Raw genomic sequence first — 14,648 nt, forward strand, 5'->3', positions numbered from 1 at the left:
CGGCAGTCCGCCCGCGGGTAGCCGGTCGCGGACCAATGGCCGCGGGTCGCGGCAGCGAGGCCACGGGTCGGGGTCGCGTCGGCCGCGGGCCGCGGGGCAACCGCCGGCAACCCCGACCCGCGCACCGCCGGTCCGCGCTCGACCCCGGCGACCAACGCTCGCCGCACGAGCCGCCCACCGCCCGTGAGCCCCACCGAAATTACCAAAGGTAAGTTCTGTCGCCTTCTTGACTTTACCAATGGTCAGGGAGGAAGGTACTGGCCACCTGATTCGTCTAGACCAATCGGCGCTCCCCGCGGACGGCATCCCCAGGAGGAGACCCATGTCCCGCAGCACCCGGACCACCACCGCAGCCTTGACGAGCCTCGCGACCGCGGCCGCGACCGCCCTGATCCTCTCCGGCGGGGCCGACGCGAGCCCGGCCGCCGCCAACCCCGCCGCAGCCGGCTGCGGCGGGGTGCTCTTCGACGACTTCCACTACGCCTCGCCCACCGATGGCGCCTTCACCCAGGCCGGCTGGACCACGCGCAACGACGTCGGCAGCCCCGGGGTGCCCGGCGCGCGGTGGCTCACCAGCAACGTCAGCTTCCCGACCGTGAACGGCGAGCGCGTCGCCCAGCTCGCCGCGAGCACCGACGGCAGCGCGGCCGGCACCACGCACTCCGAGCTCTACCAAAACCAGCTGCGGTTCCTCGAAGGCACCTACGCCAGCCGCGTCCGCTTCACCGATGCGCCGGACAGCGGCGCCGATGGCGACCACGTCAACGAAACCTACTTCACGATCTCCCCGCTGCGGTACGACCGCGATCCGCTCTACAGCGAGCTCGACTTCTCCGAGTACCTGCCCAACGGCGGCTGGGGCGGCCCGCAGGCGAACTACCAGACCAGCTGGTACACCTACTGGAACAACCCGACCTGGGACGGCCTGCGCACGTCCACCGCGCAGAACCGCAGCTTCGCCGGCTGGCACGACATCGTCACGCAGGTCTCCGGCGGGCACGTGAAGTACTACCTCGACGGCGTCCTCACCGCGGACCACACCACCGACGCCCAGGGCAACCCGGTGTACCCGCGCACGCCGATGTCGATCAACTACAACATGTGGTTCATCGACACCGCCGGGCACACGAGCGGGAACAGCGTCTACACCGAACAGGTCGACTGGACCTACTACGCGGGCAACCAGGTCGTCTCCCCGGCCGACGCCGTCGCGCGGGCCGGGCAGTACCGCTCGGCCGGAACGTCCCATGTGGACACCGTCGCCGGCTGCACGACGCCGACCACCCCGCCGCAGACGACCACACCCACCACGCCGACGACGCCCACCACGCCCTCCCAGCCCGCGAACTGCTCCACGGCGGCGGAATGGGACTGGGGCACGGTGTACCTGGAGGGCCAGCGCGTGAAGCACAACGCCCACCTCTGGCAGGCGAACTGGTGGACCCAGGGTTCGGAGCCCGGCCTCACCGCCCAGTGGCGCGACCTCGGCCACTGCTGACCGCTCAGGAGCTCCCCATGCGCAGACGCACCCTCGCCGCCGCACTGGCCGTCGCCGCCGTGACCGCCACCGCCTGCGGTACCGACACCCCCGCTCCGGCCGCCGGTGGTGGCACCCTCACCGTCTGGCTGATGAACGGCGACCTCAGCGACCAGGCCACCGCGGCGATCAACGCCGCGTTCGAGAAGGCCACCGGCGCGCACGTCACCGTGCAGATCCAGGAATGGGACAACATCAACACGAAGATCAGCACCGCGCTGGCCCAGGACACCACGCCGGACGTCATCGAGATCGGCAACACGAACGTCCCGCTGTTCGCCGCCAACGGGGCGCTGACCGACCTGACCCCGCACCGCGACGAGCTCGCCGCGGGCCAGACCTGGCTGCCCGGCCTGGCCGGACCGGCCACTGTGGACGGACAGCTGTACGGCGCGCCGTTGTTCGCCGGCAACCGCGCGGTGATCTACGACAAGCAGCTGTGGGCCGACGCCGGCGTCACCGCCCCGCCCAAGACCCTGCCGGAGCTCACCGCGGCCCTGGACAAGATCAAGGCCAAGCACCCGGCGCCGGACTTCTCGGCCTTCCACTTCCCCGGCCGGTACTGGTTCGGCGCGCTGCAGTTCGTCTGGGACGCCGGCGGGCAGATCGCCACGCAGCGGGACGGGAAGTGGACCGGCGCCCTCGAAGGCCCCGAGGCGCTGAAGGGTTTGCAAGCCTGGAAGGACTTCCAGAACACCTACTCCTCCCCCGCGTCCCGCAACGTCGACACGAAGGCCCCGGACCAGGCCGCCATCTTCTCCTCCGGCGGCGCCGCGGCCATCCTCGACACGAGCGTCAACACCGTGCTCAAGAACAAGCCGGAGCTGAAGGACCGGCTGGGCACCTTCCCGTTCCCGAGCGCCACGCCCGGGAAGACGCAGCCGGTGTTCCTCGGCGGCTCGGACCTCGCCGTCGCGGCCAAGAGCCGCCACCAGGACCTGGCGCTGGCCTACCTCAAGGCGGCGACGGACCCGGCCGTGCAGCGGGACGCCATTGCCGGCATCGACGGCTGGACGCCGATCTCGACCGAGCTGATCGACCGGATCACGTCCACGCTGCCGCCGGTCAACGCGGCCTTCGCCACCGCGGCGAAGACCAGCGTCGCCACCCCGGCCGCCCCCGGCTGGGCGACCATCGAGAGCGACAAGTCCATCAACACGTTCTTCGCCGACATCGCCACCGGGCGACGGCCGATCGCCGACGCGGCCCGGGAGTTCGACGCCCACCTGACCGAGGCGCTGGGCGCCCGCTGACCGGCGGGGTGGCCCGGCCGACCGCCGTCCCCGCCGGGCCGCCCCGCCCCTGTTCCGCGAAGGAGTCCCCGTGCTGCTCGAAAAGGCCCGCGTCCGGGAAAGAACGCGACGCCCTTCCCTGCTCCCCTACGGCCTGCTCCTGCCCGCCGCCGCCCTGCTCGGGCTGGTGCTCGGCTACCCGCTCGTCCGGCTGGTCGTCATCTCGCTGCAGGACTACGGCCTGCGGTCGCTGTTCACCGGCAAGACGGGCTTCGCCGGCGGGGACAACTACGCCGCCGTCCTCGCCGACCCGCAGCTGCTGCCGGTGCTCGCCCGCAGTGTCGGATTCTGCGCCGCGCTGGTGCTCGGGACGCTGGTGATCGCGTCCGGCGTCGCCCTGCTGCTGCAGCGCCTGGGCCGGCGGATGCGCACGGCGGTCACACTCTGCCTGATCGCGGCGTGGGCGCTGCCGAACGTGGCCTCCACCCTGGTCTGGCAATGGCTCTTCCAGCCCGGCTACGGCGTGGTGAACTGGCTGCTGACCCGGCTCGGCTTCGGGGACCTCACCCAGCACGACTGGACGACCAGCCCGGCGTCGGCGTTCACCCTCGTCTGGCTGCTGGTCGTGTGGCAGTCGGTCCCGTTCGCCGCGCTCACCCTGCACGCCGGCCTGTCACAGATCCCGCGGTCGTACTACGAAGCCGCGGCGCTGGACGGTGCCGGGCCGTGGCGGGTGCACCGCACGATCACCCTCCCCTTCCTGCAGCCGATCCTCGGGCTGGTCACCATCCTCTCGGTCATCTGGGACTTCACCGTGTTCAACCAGATCTGGATCCTCACCCAGGGCGGCCCCGCCGGCGGCACGACGACGCTGGGCATCTGGACGTTCACCCGGGCCTTCAGCCGCAACGACTTCGGCCAGGGCGCGGCGATCGCCGTGGTCTCGGTCGCGCTGCTCGTCGGCCTGACCGCCGTGTACGTGCGGCGGCTCGTGCGCTCCGGGGAGGACCTGTGATCCGGCGGTTCGGGCGCAACGCGCTCGCGGCCGTGTTCTGTCTCGTGTGGATCTTCCCGGTCTACTGGATGGTGCTCACGGCGTTCAAGCCCGCGGGCAAGATCCTCCAGCCCACGCCCGAATTCCTGCCCGTCGACGTCACGCTGGACAACTTCGCCGGCGCGCTCGCCAAGCCGGGGTTCGTGCAGGACCTGCTCAACAGCGCCGTGGTCGTCGTCGCGGTGGTCGTGCTGTCCATCGTGGTCGCCTTTCTCGCGGCGACGGCGTTGACCCGCTTCCGGTTCTTCGGGCGCCGCAGCTTCCTCATCGGCGTGCTGGTGCTGCAGATGGTGCCGGTGCCCGCCCTGGTCATCCCGCTGTTCCTGAGCCTCAAGAGCGCGCACCTGCTCGACACGCTGCCCGGGCTGGTCCTGACCTACGTCGCGCTCGTGCTGCCGTTCACGATCTGGACGTTGCGCGGCTTCCTGCACGGGATCCCGGTCGAACTGGAGGAAGCCGCGATGGTCGACGGCGCGACACGCGGCCGGGTCATGCGCTCGGTCCTGCTGCCGCTGGTCCTGCCCGGGCTGATCGCGACCAGCGTGTTCGCCTTCATCACCGCGTGGAACGACTTCCTGTTCGCCTACGTGATCATGAAGGACAGCTCCGGCTACACGCTGCCGGTCTGGCTGGTGTCGTTCAGCACCAGCACGGGCACCGACTACGGCGGCCTCATCGCCGCGTCGACGCTGTTCGCGCTGCCCGTCGTCGTCTTCTTCGCGCTGGTGCAGCGCCACCTGGTCGAAGGCATGACCGCGGGCGCGGTGAAGGGCTGATGCTCATCCCGCGCCCCGCGTGGCTGACCCGCCGCGCCGGTTCCTGCGTGCCCACCGGCATCCTGGCGGGCCCCGGCACCCACGGCCCGGCCCGGCTGCTGGCCACCTACACCGGGCTGCCTCTGGTCCACCATGGACCGGTGATCCGGCTCGCCCGGAAACCGGGGCTGGGCCCGGAGGAGTACACCTTGGAGGTCACCACCGGCCGCGCGCTGCTCACCGCGTCCACCGAAGCCGGTCTCCTCGCCGGGGTGCAGACGATCCGCCAGCTGTCCCCGCGGCTGCCGTGCCTGACCATCCGCGACGCGCCCCGGCTGCCCTGGCGCGGCGTGCTGCTCGACGTCGCCCGCCACTTCATGCCGCTGGAGTTCCTGCACGAGTTCGTCGACCTGCTCGCGCTGCACAAGTACAACGTCCTGCACCTGCACCTCACCGACGACCAGGGCTGGCGGATCGAGATCACCGGACGGCCCCGGCTCACCGAAGTCGGGGCGTGGCGCGCGGAGTCGATGGTCGGGCCCGCGGGCAGCGGCGTCTTCGACGGCGTCCCGCACGGCGGTTTCTACACCCAGCGGGAGCTGCGGGAGCTGGTCGCCTTCGCCGCCGAACGCGGGGTCCGGATCGTGCCGGAGATCGATCTGCCGGGCCACGTGCGCGCGGCGCTGGCCGCCTACCCTTCGCTGGGCAACCGGCCTTCGGAGCCGCTGCCGGTGTGGACGGAATGGGGCATCAGCCCGGACATCCTGGGCGTCCACGACGAAGCCTTCGCCTTCTGCCGGGACGTGCTGGAGCAGGTCGCGGGCGTGTTCCCGTCGCCCTACCTGCACATCGGCGGCGACGAGTGCCCGACCACGCAGTGGGAGACCGACCCGGTCGCGCGGGCCACGGCGGCCCGGCTCGGGGTGCGCCCGGCCGAGCTCCACCCGTGGTTCCTCGGAAGGCTGCACGACGTCGTCGCGAGCCTGGGCCGGCGGGCCGTGTGCTGGGACGAAACCGGCCACGCCGCGGGACGGCTGCCCGCGGACCTGGTCGTGACGGCCTGGCGCGAGGCGGCGCACGGCGCACTCGCCATCGCCCGCGGCCACCAGGTCGTGATGGCACCGCACACCTCGACGTACTTCGACTACCCGCAGAACGAGGAACCCGGCGAGCCACCGCACGGGCCCGTGACGACGCTGGAGGACGTCTACCGCTTCGACCCCCTGGAAGGCGGGCTCCCGGTGGCGACCGGCACCGCGCCGGGGGTGCTGGGCACCCAGGCCCAGCTGTGGACCGAGCACGCGCCGACCCCCGACCACGTGCGGCACCTGGCGTTCCCCCGGCTGTGCGCGCTGGCCGAACGGGCGTGGTCGCCGCCGGGCCGCGGTTATGCTGACTTCCACCAGCGCCTGGCCGGCCACCTCGGCCGGTTGCGGGCGCTGGGTGCCCTGCCGAAGGAGCGCGTCCGGTTCGCCGGCGCGCTCGGAGTACCCGGGAAGACAGTGCGTTGACCGTTGCCGCGACATCCGGGGCCGCGCCCCAGGACGGGGGCTCCGCCGCCCGGAACCGCCGAAAGGAAGCCGGCGAGCCGGCGGACCGGCCACCCACGGTGAAGCGCGACCGCGTCCGGCGGCACCTGCTGAAGGTGATCGAGAACGCCGGACCGGGCACCGGCCTCGCCTCCGAGCGGGAGCTGGCCGCGGAGCTGGGCGTCTCGCGCCCGACCGTCCGGGCGGCCATCGACGAGCTGACCCGCACCGGGCTGCTGGTGCGCCAGCGCGGCCGCGGGACGTTCACCAGCCCACAGAAGGTCACCCAGGAACTGGCCACCGGCCTCGCGGTGCCGCCGGCGGAAGGCCACTGGACCAGCCGGGTGGTGGCGTTCGCGGTGTCCCCGGCCCCGCGGTCCCTGGCCGGGGAGCTGGAGCTGGAGCCGGGCGCGCCGGTGCTGCGCGTGACCCGGGTCCGGCACGTCGACGACGAGCCGATCGCGATCGAGCACCTGGCGCTGCCCGCGGCGCTGGTCCCCGGCCTGCGCCCGGCGGACCTGGAGACGGGCAACTTCTACCGGCTGCTCCGCGAACGCTTCGGGATCGCGGTGGCGGACGCGGTGCAGACGATCGAGCCCGCGGTGACCAACCCGGACCAGGCGGACCTGCTGGAAATCGCGGTGTACGCACCGATCCTCCACATCGAGCGGCTCACCAGGGACGACGAGGGCCGCATTGTGGAACTGACCCGCTCGGCCTACCGCGGCGACCGCTACCGCATCACGTCGAAACTCCGCTTCGACGCCGAATCCGGCTAGGAGCCGAGGGCGTCGAGCAACTCGCGCTCCCGCCGCGCACTCAGGCCCGCCCGCCGCTCGCGGTCCAGGCCTTGCCCGCGTTCCCAGCCCAGCGTGTCCGCCAGGAGCTCCGCCCGGGGCCGGTGCCGCAGCCCCGCGGCCAGCGCCGCCGAGCCGTCGCGGGCCGACCAGCCTTCCCAGCCCGGCTCGACCAGCCACATCGCCAGCGACTCCGGGCCCATGTACTCGGCCACGCCCTGGGCGCGCAGCCAGTCCGCCCCGGCGGTCACCACCGGACCGGTGTGCCCGCCGGCAGCGCGGGACAGCTCGATCCACTCCCCGAACGGGACGACCGGGCCGACCGCGTTGTACGTGCCGGTGGTGCCCGCCTCCGCGGAGTCGAGCAGCCAGGCCGTCAGGTCCCGGACGTCGATCACCTGCGTGGGCACCGATGGCGTGTCCGGCACCAGCATCGGCCCCCGCGGATCGCGGGCCGCGCGGGCGGCCCAGTAGCCGGAGCGGCCGGTGTGATCGCCCGGCCCGCCGATGAGCCCGGCCCGCGCGATGAGCAGGCGGTCGCCCACCGCCGCCGTCGAGGCCTGCTCGCAGGCCACCTTCGCTTCGCCGTACGACGCGCGGTCGGCCTCATTCCGGTCGGTCGGGGCGAGCAGGGGCGCGGACTCGTCCGCCCCCGGGGTGGCGTGGGAGGCGTAGGCGTTGCCGGACGAGAGGTACACCCAGTGCCCGGCCTTACCGCCCAGTGCGCCGAGCGCTCCGCGGACGAACCCCGGCTGCCACGACACCTCGACGACCGCGTCCCACACCCGGTCGCGCAGGGGCTCGTACGCCGACGGGTCGCGCCGGTCGGCCGCGACGAGTGCCGCGCCCTCGGCGACGGCTCCGCTTTCGCCGCGCGCGAGGCAGGTCACCCGGTGGCCGCGGCCGATCGCCTGCCGGGACAGCTCCCGGGCCACCCACGCCGTCCCGCCCAGCACCAGGATCTCCATCCCGGCAGCCAAGCACCAAGATCACCGCTTGGCCAGCGAATTCGCTCACAGCGGAGCGACGGCACATCCGGTGAATAAATCTTCGCACCATTCGGAAATGCGGTTTCTTAGCCTGCCCTCGTTACCCGATCGAGTGAACGTTACCGGCGTCCGGGTGACACCGGAATCGGAATCCCCTCGTCACAGCAGGTGCCCACGACGGCGACCGGCCTCCGAATTGCGCTGTTCGCATCGCCTTTTCGGCGCCCGGGTGAGAGCGCTTCGACCACACCGCCGATGCGGCATAGGATTTTCCTTCGACCAGGAAACGATTCCTGGACAAATTCTGTCCATTTCCAGAATCGAGGACCAACCATGCGAAGACGCATGCTGGGGGCGGTCCTGCCCCTGGTGCTCACGGCGGTCACCGCCGTCCCGCTGCCCGCGGCCGCCGACCCCGCCCCGCCGGTCTCGGCCCTGACCAAGTCCGTGCAGGGCAACGGTTCCCCGGCCGCGCACGGCGCGACCGCGAACTGGGTCGTCGGCTACGAGGACCACGCGACCACGACCGGCGCCGCCACGATCACCGACGCCGTCGGCGCCGGGCAGGCCTACCAGTCCGGCTCGCTGCACGTCCCGTCCGGCTGGACGCCGGAGTGGTCCACCGACGGCAGCACGTTCACCGGTACCGAACCGGCGTCCGGCGTCACCGCGGTCCGCGGGACGAATCCCGCCGCCGGCCCCGACGCGACCCAGTTGACCGGCGCCCTCACCCCGCCCGTGCAGGCGGCGACCACCGCGACCGGCGGCGACGGCTTCTCGCCGATCCTGTACCGCACCCCGGGCGGCGTGCTGCAGGCCTGGAACATCTACCACCACCTGGGGGCCACGTCGCCGAAGGTCGTCTGCACCGAGCTCGCCACCGGCACGCGCTGCCCGGGCGGCCCGTGGCCGAAGGTGCTCAACACCGCACCCGGCCCGCTCGGCACCCTGGGGGCCGGCGACATCACCAGCACCCTGGTCGAGCAGTACGTCCGCGATCCCGCGGCGCCCGCGAAGGTCTACTACCCCGCCGTCACGGCGGCGTCCGTCGGGGTCGCCTGCCTCGACATGGCCGCCGCGGCCAACTGCGGGTACTGGCCGTTGGCCGCCACCGGCGGTTCGCCCGCGGTCAACGGCCTCACCGGGTTCGTGGAAACCGGCGGCAACCTGTACGGCCTGGTCACCAGCGGCGCGGTGGTCTGCTGGACCATCGCCACCCAGAGCGCCTGCGGCGGCCAGCCGTACGCGCCGATCGCACCGGCCATTCCCAGCAACCCGTACGTCTACGGCGCGCTGGACGTGGTGGCGGGGAAGGTCTTCGCGTCGTCGTCGGACCCCAATACCGGGCAGCAGCCTTCGCTGGGCTGCTTCGACCCCGCCACGGCCACGGCGTGCGCCGGCTGGGCGTCCTGGCGGCCGACCGGACCGGCGGGGAACTTCACCTACAACGCCTACACGGCGTTCGACACGGCCGGCACCCCGGTGGGCGTGTGCTCGTCGACGACCGGCGGCACGACGTGCTTCGCGCTCGACGGGTCGGCGCTGCCCGCACCGCCGGGTCCGGCCGCGCTGCCGGCCGGGGCGTACGTCTTCAACCCGGAAGTCGTCACCGATCCGGGTGGCCACGTGCGCAGCTACCTCCCGGTGTGGAACGCCGGTATCGCCGGTGCGGCGGTCTGTCACGACTGGACGACGGGCGCGCCGTGCGCCGGGCTCCCCGCCCGGGTCACGCACCCGACGGTGAACGGCGGCGCCACCCGGGACTACGGGTACGCCTACGACCCGCCGTCGGGCTGCCTGATCGGCCTGGGTGACGCAGGCGTGCTGTTCTCGATGGACCCGGCCACCGGCGCGACGCCGTGTGTCCGCTCCGGCGGGCAGGTGACCCTGCGCCCGGGTGACTTCTACTGTGACGGCGGAAGTCACGTCCAGGGCTACACGTCCGCGCGGCTGGCGGGCGTCGACCTGGCGAACGTCGACCTCGCGGCGTCGCGGGTCACGGTCGTCGACCAGGACGACGCGGTGGTGCCGACCCCGGGCTTCGCGCCGGACGGCTCGGTCGACCTGACCGGTGTCTCGGTGGCGGCCCACCCGTCGATCACCGTGACGACGACGCTGGTCCTGCACAGCGCGGCGGGCTTCAGCGGGTCGCTGGTGGTCGACTTCGCGGGTGACGCACCCCAGTTGTGCTTCCGCACGACGATCTCGGCGGACTGCCTGGTGACGTCGGTGGCGAACACGGCGGCGGGCACCGACTCGACGGGGTCGTTCACGTCCAACACCGTGACGCTCCCGGTCGCCCCGGGCGCGTCGTGCACCCCGAAGGTGACCGTGGAGAAGGAGATCTGCACCGCGGTCCACCCGGCCCAGTGCGGCCCGGGCGGCGCCGGACCGTGGGCGAAGCAGGCCCCGGTGGGCTTGCTCGGCGTGCTGGCGGCGTCGGCGTACTGGCGGATCACGGTGACGAACGAGGGTCCGGTGGGGATCACGTCCGCGCAGGTGGTGGACACCGTGGAGCCGTCGTGCCAGACGGGTCCGTTCACCTTGGCGGCGGGCCAGTCGAAGCAGGTGTACTGCGCCACCTACGCCCTGCTGAACCTGTTCCCGATCACCAACAAGGCGAAGGTGACCTACCTGCCGGTGAACGTCCCGCCGGGAACACCACCGTCCACAACGGACTGGTCGTCGGCCAAGGCGTGTTCGCTGCTGTGCAGCCTGTAGGGAGGTGAGATCGCCGGCTCGCGGGGAACTCCCCCGCGGGCCGGCGCCATCAGGACCGCGCACAGCGGCACCGCCATCGCGATCGCGCCCAGCACGAACACCGGGAACAGGAAGGAGAACACCTCCGCGCCCGCCGGGTCCGGGGCGTTCATGTCCATCGTCATCCGGACCGCCGCCATGCCCGTGTAGTGCATGCCGGTCACGGCCGCACCCATCACGAACCCCGCCAGCAGCCGCAGCAGGAGGCGGTCGAGGAAGACGGCGAACCACAGTGCCGCGGTCGCCGCCACCACCGCGATCACCACCGACAGCGCCACCAGGCCGCCGTCGTAGCCGAAGTCGCCCTTCACCCGCAGCGCCGACATCCCGGTGTAGTGCATGACATTCACCGCCAGGCCGGTGATGACGCCGCCGAGGGCCAGCCGCCACCAGCCGAACTTCGCGCGGCCGCCCACCACCAGCAGGCCCGCGAACACCGCCGTCACCGACAGGATCGCCGACAGGACCGTGCGGAAGATGTCGTAGCGGACCGGCATGCCCGGGGTGCTGAAGCCGAGCATGGCCACGAAGTGCATCAGCCAGATGCCGACGCCGCCGATCGAGATCGCCGCCAGCACCAGCCACCGCAGGCGGTGCCGGGGATCGGCGGCGTGGCGGGCCTGGACCGCGCACGCGAGGCCGAGCGCGCAGCCGACCACCGACGTCAGGTACGCGAGCACGAGCAGCCAGTGCCCGAGCGCGAAGTGCTCCATGGCGAAGTCCTCTCTACAGGTCGCGCAGCCCGTGCAGCACGCGTTCCATCAAGTCGTGGCGCTCGTCCCAGGTGGCGTTGTCCGACAGCGTGTCGCGGACGATCACCAGGTGGTCCTGCATCAGGTCCGACACGAGCACGCGGACCACGCCGAGCGGCAGCGCCAGCAGCGCGGCGATCTCCATCAGCGACCGCGGCCGCACGCACAGCTCGAGGACTTCCGCCAGCGCGCTCGACGTCTGGTAGCCGGCTTCGGCCCGGCCGTCGGCGGTGGTTTCGACCAGTGCTTCGACGGCGATTTCGACCGTCGGGGCGGTCCGGCCTTCGGTCCACGCGTAGGGACGGGCCAGCGCCGCGCTGCGGCGAGGCTCGTCCCCGTGCGGGTCGTCGATCACCGGTGGTCCTGGGCCACCGGCATCTCGCGCGCGGGCACGTCGACCTTCTGCCCCACCCGCTCGACCAGCATCGTCATCTCGTAGCCGACCAGCCCGATGTCGCAGCCGGTCGAGGCGAGCACGACCAGGTTCGAGCCGTCGCCCACGCTCATCAGCAGCAGGAACCCCTGCTCCATTTCGATGACCGACTGCACGACCCGCCCGGCGGTGAACAGTTCGGCGGTGCCGAGGGAGAGGCTGGACAGGCCGGCGGCGATGGCCGAGAGCTGGTCGCCGCGTTCCCGCGGCAGGTTTTCGTCGGCGGCCACGAGCAGCCCGTCGGCGGAGACGAGCACGGCGTGCGCGACTCCGGTGACGTCCTGGACGAACCCGTTGACCAGCCAGTTCAGCGTCGCGGACCGGGCGGGCGGCGCGGGGAGCGTCCCGCTGAGGGACCGGGCCGCCGGCTCGGTGGCGGAGCGCCGGGGGTGCAGTTCCGTCATCGCGGATCCACTTCGTCCTTTCCGGATCGTTCGGCACGCGAGGTGGTCTCCATCCGCGCGGCACGCATGCCCTGGTAGTGCCGCGACAGACTGCTGCGCACGGCGGCGGCGTCGCGGAAGGAGCCACCGGCCTGGTCGCGGACGCGGGGAACGACGGCACCGGGAGCGAGCTGAGCGCCGGGCCGCCGGGTGGGCAACCCGGCCCCGGTGAGGTTCTGCGCGGCCGGGGGCTGCAGGGCGGTCTCGGCGGCCTGCCGGGTGCGATCGGCGGGCGTGTCCCAATCACCCACAGGGGTGAGCTCGGAACGGGTGGCGGCTTGCCGGGCGCGGTCGGCAGACGTGTCCCCATCACCCACCGAGGTGAGCTCGGAGCGGCCGGTGGGTGCGGCGGCCTGCCGGGTGCGATCGGCGGGCGTGTCCCAATCACCCACAGGGGTGAGCTCGGGGCGCGTGCCGGAGTCGGCGCTGGGCGGCTTGTCCGTGGCGGATTCCGCCGGGACTACCCGGTGAGCTCCGGAACTCTCGCTCGCCCGCTCGGCCCCGGCGACCCGCTCGACCGGAACCGCGGGGGCCTCCGTCGGCTCGGCCACCGATGCCCGGTACGCGGCGGCCGACTCGAGCTCCCCTTCCACCGCCGAAGCCGCGGGCAGCTCGGCTGCCGACCCGACCGCCGGCCACTCCACCGGTCCCGTCTTCCCGTTCCGGCGGGCCGCCGGCTTGGCCGGCGGCTCGGTGAACCAGCTCGTCACCACCTGCTCGAAGATCGGCGTCGAAGCCTGGGCCGGGACCACCGGCGGCCGTGGGTGGCCGTTGCGGGCCGGCGGGGTCAGGCGGCCTGCTCCGATCGGGCGGGCCAGGTCCGCGAGCACCAGCGCGCCCGGGACGTGGACGCTCGCCGTCACCCCGGCGTGGCGGGCCGCCGTTCCCGTCGACCTCAGCCGCACCGTCACCCCGTGCAGGGCCGCCAGGCGGCCCACCACGAACAGCCCCATCCGGCGGGTCGTTTCCGGGCCGACCGTGCCGGCCGCCGCCAGGCGGTCGTTCACCGTGGCCAGTTCCTCCGGGGTCATGCCCAGGCCCTGGTCGACCACCTCGATGAGCAGGCCGCCGTCGGCGCCGCGGTCGGCCGTCAGCGCCACCTTGTGTTCCGGCGGCGAGAAGCGCGTCGCGTTCTCCAGCAGCTCCGCCAGGATGTGCACCACGTCCGCCGCCGCCTCGGGCTGGACCGAGCTGCGCGGCGCGTTGCCGAGCGCGACCCTGCGGTAGTCCTTGACCTCCGACGTCGCCGCGCGCAGGAGGTCGCGGGTCGGCACCGGTTCGCGGCCGTGGCGGACCGGGCGGCCGCCCGCGAGGACGTGCAGGTTCTCGCCGTTGCGGCGCAGGCGGGTCGCGATGTGGTCGATCCGGAACAGCTCGTCGAGCCGCCGGGGGTTCTGCTCCCCGGCCTCGAGGTCTTCGATGATCGACAGCTGCTGCTCGACCAGCGACTGGCTCCGCCGCGACAGCGTCATGAACATCTCGCTGACCTGCTGGCGCAGCTCGGCCTGCTCGACGGCGAGGCGGACCGCCTGGCGGTGCATGTCGTCGAACGCCCGGGCCAGCTGCCCGATCTCCTCGTCGGTCCGGACGCCGGAATCGGGCACCGCGCGCCAGTCGACTTCCTGGCCCTCGCGGATCTGCCGGACGGTCTCCGGGAGCTGGTCGTTCGCCGCGCGCAGGGCCGCCGCGCGCAGCCGCCGCACCGGCGTGACCAGCGACCGCACCACCAGCAGCGCGATCGCGAGCGCGCCGAGCAGCGCCCCGAGCACCAGGGCCGTGTCGCGCAGCGAGTCCGCGCGGGCGTCGTCGGCGGCCTCCGAGACGTTCGTCGCCAGCTGCGCCGCGACGTCGTCGAGCACACCGGTCACCGTGGCGGCCTCGGCGGTGATCGAGGGCAGCAGCGCCGCGAGCGGGCGGTCGCCGGGCTCCTGGAGGGCGTCGAGCCTGCCGTCGGCGGCGTCGGTCGCCGCGGTGAACTTGGCCAGCCGGTCGCCGGTCAGCTGGTGCTCCGCCTGTTCGGCGAGGACCTCCTGCTCGGCGGCGGTCTGGATGACGGCCGGGCGCAGCGACGCGTCGTCCGGGCTGTTCTGCGCGGCCCGCCGGTAGGTCTCCTCGGTGGCCAGCTCGCCGCGCAGGTGCACCAGCAGCCGGGTGGTCTCCGCGCTGGCGGCGTCGGCCGGGACGATCGCGGGCACCAGGTCGCCGAGGGTGGCGATGATGTCGTTGTAGCCGGCGGCTTTCGTGCGGACGTCGCCCCCGCCGGCGCCGGCCGCGCGGATCCCGGCGAGCTTGCCCAGCGCGGTGTTCAGCGCGCGGCCGGTGTCCCCGGGCAGCGGCGCGTAGCCGGCGTCGCGCTGGACCGCCGCC

12 protein-coding genes are annotated in these 14,648 nt (G+C 73.0%); 7 read left to right on the forward strand and 5 right to left on the reverse strand.

Annotation, left to right across the window (positions count from 1 at the left end; all coding sequences use genetic code 11):
• The first annotated feature begins 322 nt into the window (after positions 1–322).
• The 6 genes from ACWEVN_RS38905 (at position 323) to ACWEVN_RS38930 (ending at position 6,886) form a co-directional block, all read left to right on the forward strand.
• Positions 323–1,498, forward strand: coding sequence for a carbohydrate-binding protein (locus tag ACWEVN_RS38905; RefSeq protein ID WP_452054606.1), 1,176 nt, complete (start codon positions 323–325; stop codon positions 1,496–1,498).
• Positions 1,499–1,515: 17 nt separating this feature from the next.
• Positions 1,516–2,790, forward strand: a complete 1,275-nt coding sequence (locus ACWEVN_RS38910) for an extracellular solute-binding protein (protein ID WP_452054607.1) — start codon at positions 1,516–1,518, stop codon at positions 2,788–2,790.
• Between the two features lie 70 nt (positions 2,791–2,860).
• Complete coding sequence (locus tag ACWEVN_RS38915; protein WP_452054608.1) at positions 2,861–3,784, forward strand: carbohydrate ABC transporter permease; 924 nt, start codon at positions 2,861–2,863, stop codon at positions 3,782–3,784.
• Positions 3,781–4,599 carry a carbohydrate ABC transporter permease gene (locus ACWEVN_RS38920; RefSeq protein ID WP_452054609.1) on the forward strand — a complete coding sequence of 273 codons (819 nt, stop codon included), beginning with the start codon at positions 3,781–3,783 and terminating at the stop codon, positions 4,597–4,599. The genes ACWEVN_RS38915 and ACWEVN_RS38920 overlap by 4 nt, the downstream gene beginning before the upstream one ends.
• Positions 4,599–6,089: a beta-N-acetylhexosaminidase gene (locus ACWEVN_RS38925; RefSeq protein WP_452054610.1), complete on the forward strand. Its 1,491-nt coding sequence runs from the start codon at positions 4,599–4,601 to the stop codon at positions 6,087–6,089. Before ACWEVN_RS38920 ends, ACWEVN_RS38925 begins: the two co-directional genes overlap by 1 nt.
• Positions 6,090–6,187: 98 nt before the next feature.
• The gene (locus tag ACWEVN_RS38930; protein ID WP_452054611.1) at positions 6,188–6,886 is read left to right on the forward strand and encodes a GntR family transcriptional regulator; all 699 of its coding nucleotides are present in this window, start codon (positions 6,188–6,190) and stop codon (positions 6,884–6,886) included.
• Here the strand turns inward: ACWEVN_RS38930 and ACWEVN_RS38935 are convergent.
• On the reverse strand, positions 6,883–7,872 hold the full coding sequence (locus ACWEVN_RS38935; protein ID WP_452054612.1) for an epimerase: 990 nt from the start codon (positions 7,870–7,872) through the stop codon (positions 6,883–6,885). The genes ACWEVN_RS38930 and ACWEVN_RS38935 overlap by 4 nt on opposite strands.
• Before the next feature lie 354 nt (positions 7,873–8,226).
• Between ACWEVN_RS38935 and ACWEVN_RS38940 the strand changes: the two genes are divergently transcribed.
• On the forward strand, positions 8,227–10,614 hold the full coding sequence (locus ACWEVN_RS38940) for a DUF7617 domain-containing protein (RefSeq protein ID WP_452054613.1): 2,388 nt from the start codon (positions 8,227–8,229) through the stop codon (positions 10,612–10,614).
• Here ACWEVN_RS38940 and ACWEVN_RS38945 read toward each other — a convergent pair.
• From ACWEVN_RS38945 to ACWEVN_RS38960, 4 genes are all read right to left on the reverse strand, one after another.
• Positions 10,524–11,366, reverse strand: a complete 843-nt coding sequence (locus ACWEVN_RS38945) for an MHYT domain-containing protein (RefSeq protein ID WP_452054614.1) — start codon at positions 11,364–11,366, stop codon at positions 10,524–10,526. The two genes, ACWEVN_RS38940 and ACWEVN_RS38945, sit on opposite strands and share 91 nt — an antisense overlap.
• 13 nt (positions 11,367–11,379) lie before the next feature.
• Entirely contained in the window at positions 11,380–11,760 is a 381-nt protein-coding gene (locus tag ACWEVN_RS38950) for a DUF742 domain-containing protein (protein ID WP_452054615.1), read from the reverse strand.
• Entirely contained in the window at positions 11,757–12,242 is a 486-nt protein-coding gene (locus ACWEVN_RS38955) for a roadblock/LC7 domain-containing protein (protein WP_452054616.1), read from the reverse strand. Before ACWEVN_RS38955 ends, ACWEVN_RS38950 begins: the two co-directional genes overlap by 4 nt.
• A partial coding sequence (locus ACWEVN_RS38960; RefSeq protein WP_452054617.1) for an ATP-binding protein occupies positions 12,239–14,648 on the reverse strand: 2,410 nt, incomplete at its 5' end. The genes ACWEVN_RS38955 and ACWEVN_RS38960, both read right to left, overlap by 4 nt.

The organism is Amycolatopsis sp. NPDC003861 (genome assembly GCF_053605405.1).

Coding starts and splice junctions, on each gene's coding strand:
- ACWEVN_RS38905 (WP_452054606.1), top strand. CDS start 323: ATGTCCCGCAGCACCCGGACCACCACCGCAGCCTTGACGAGCCTCGCG.
- ACWEVN_RS38910 (WP_452054607.1), top strand. CDS start 1,516: ATGCGCAGACGCACCCTCGCCGCCGCACTGGCCGTCGCCGCCGTGACC.
- ACWEVN_RS38925 (WP_452054610.1), top strand. CDS start 4,599: ATGCTCATCCCGCGCCCCGCGTGGCTGACCCGCCGCGCCGGTTCCTGC.
- ACWEVN_RS38935 (WP_452054612.1), bottom strand. CDS start 7,872: ATGGAGATCCTGGTGCTGGGCGGGACGGCGTGGGTGGCCCGGGAGCTG.
- ACWEVN_RS38940 (WP_452054613.1), top strand. CDS start 8,227: ATGCGAAGACGCATGCTGGGGGCGGTCCTGCCCCTGGTGCTCACGGCG.
- ACWEVN_RS38945 (WP_452054614.1), bottom strand. CDS start 11,366: ATGGAGCACTTCGCGCTCGGGCACTGGCTGCTCGTGCTCGCGTACCTG.
- ACWEVN_RS38955 (WP_452054616.1), bottom strand. CDS start 12,242: ATGACGGAACTGCACCCCCGGCGCTCCGCCACCGAGCCGGCGGCCCGG.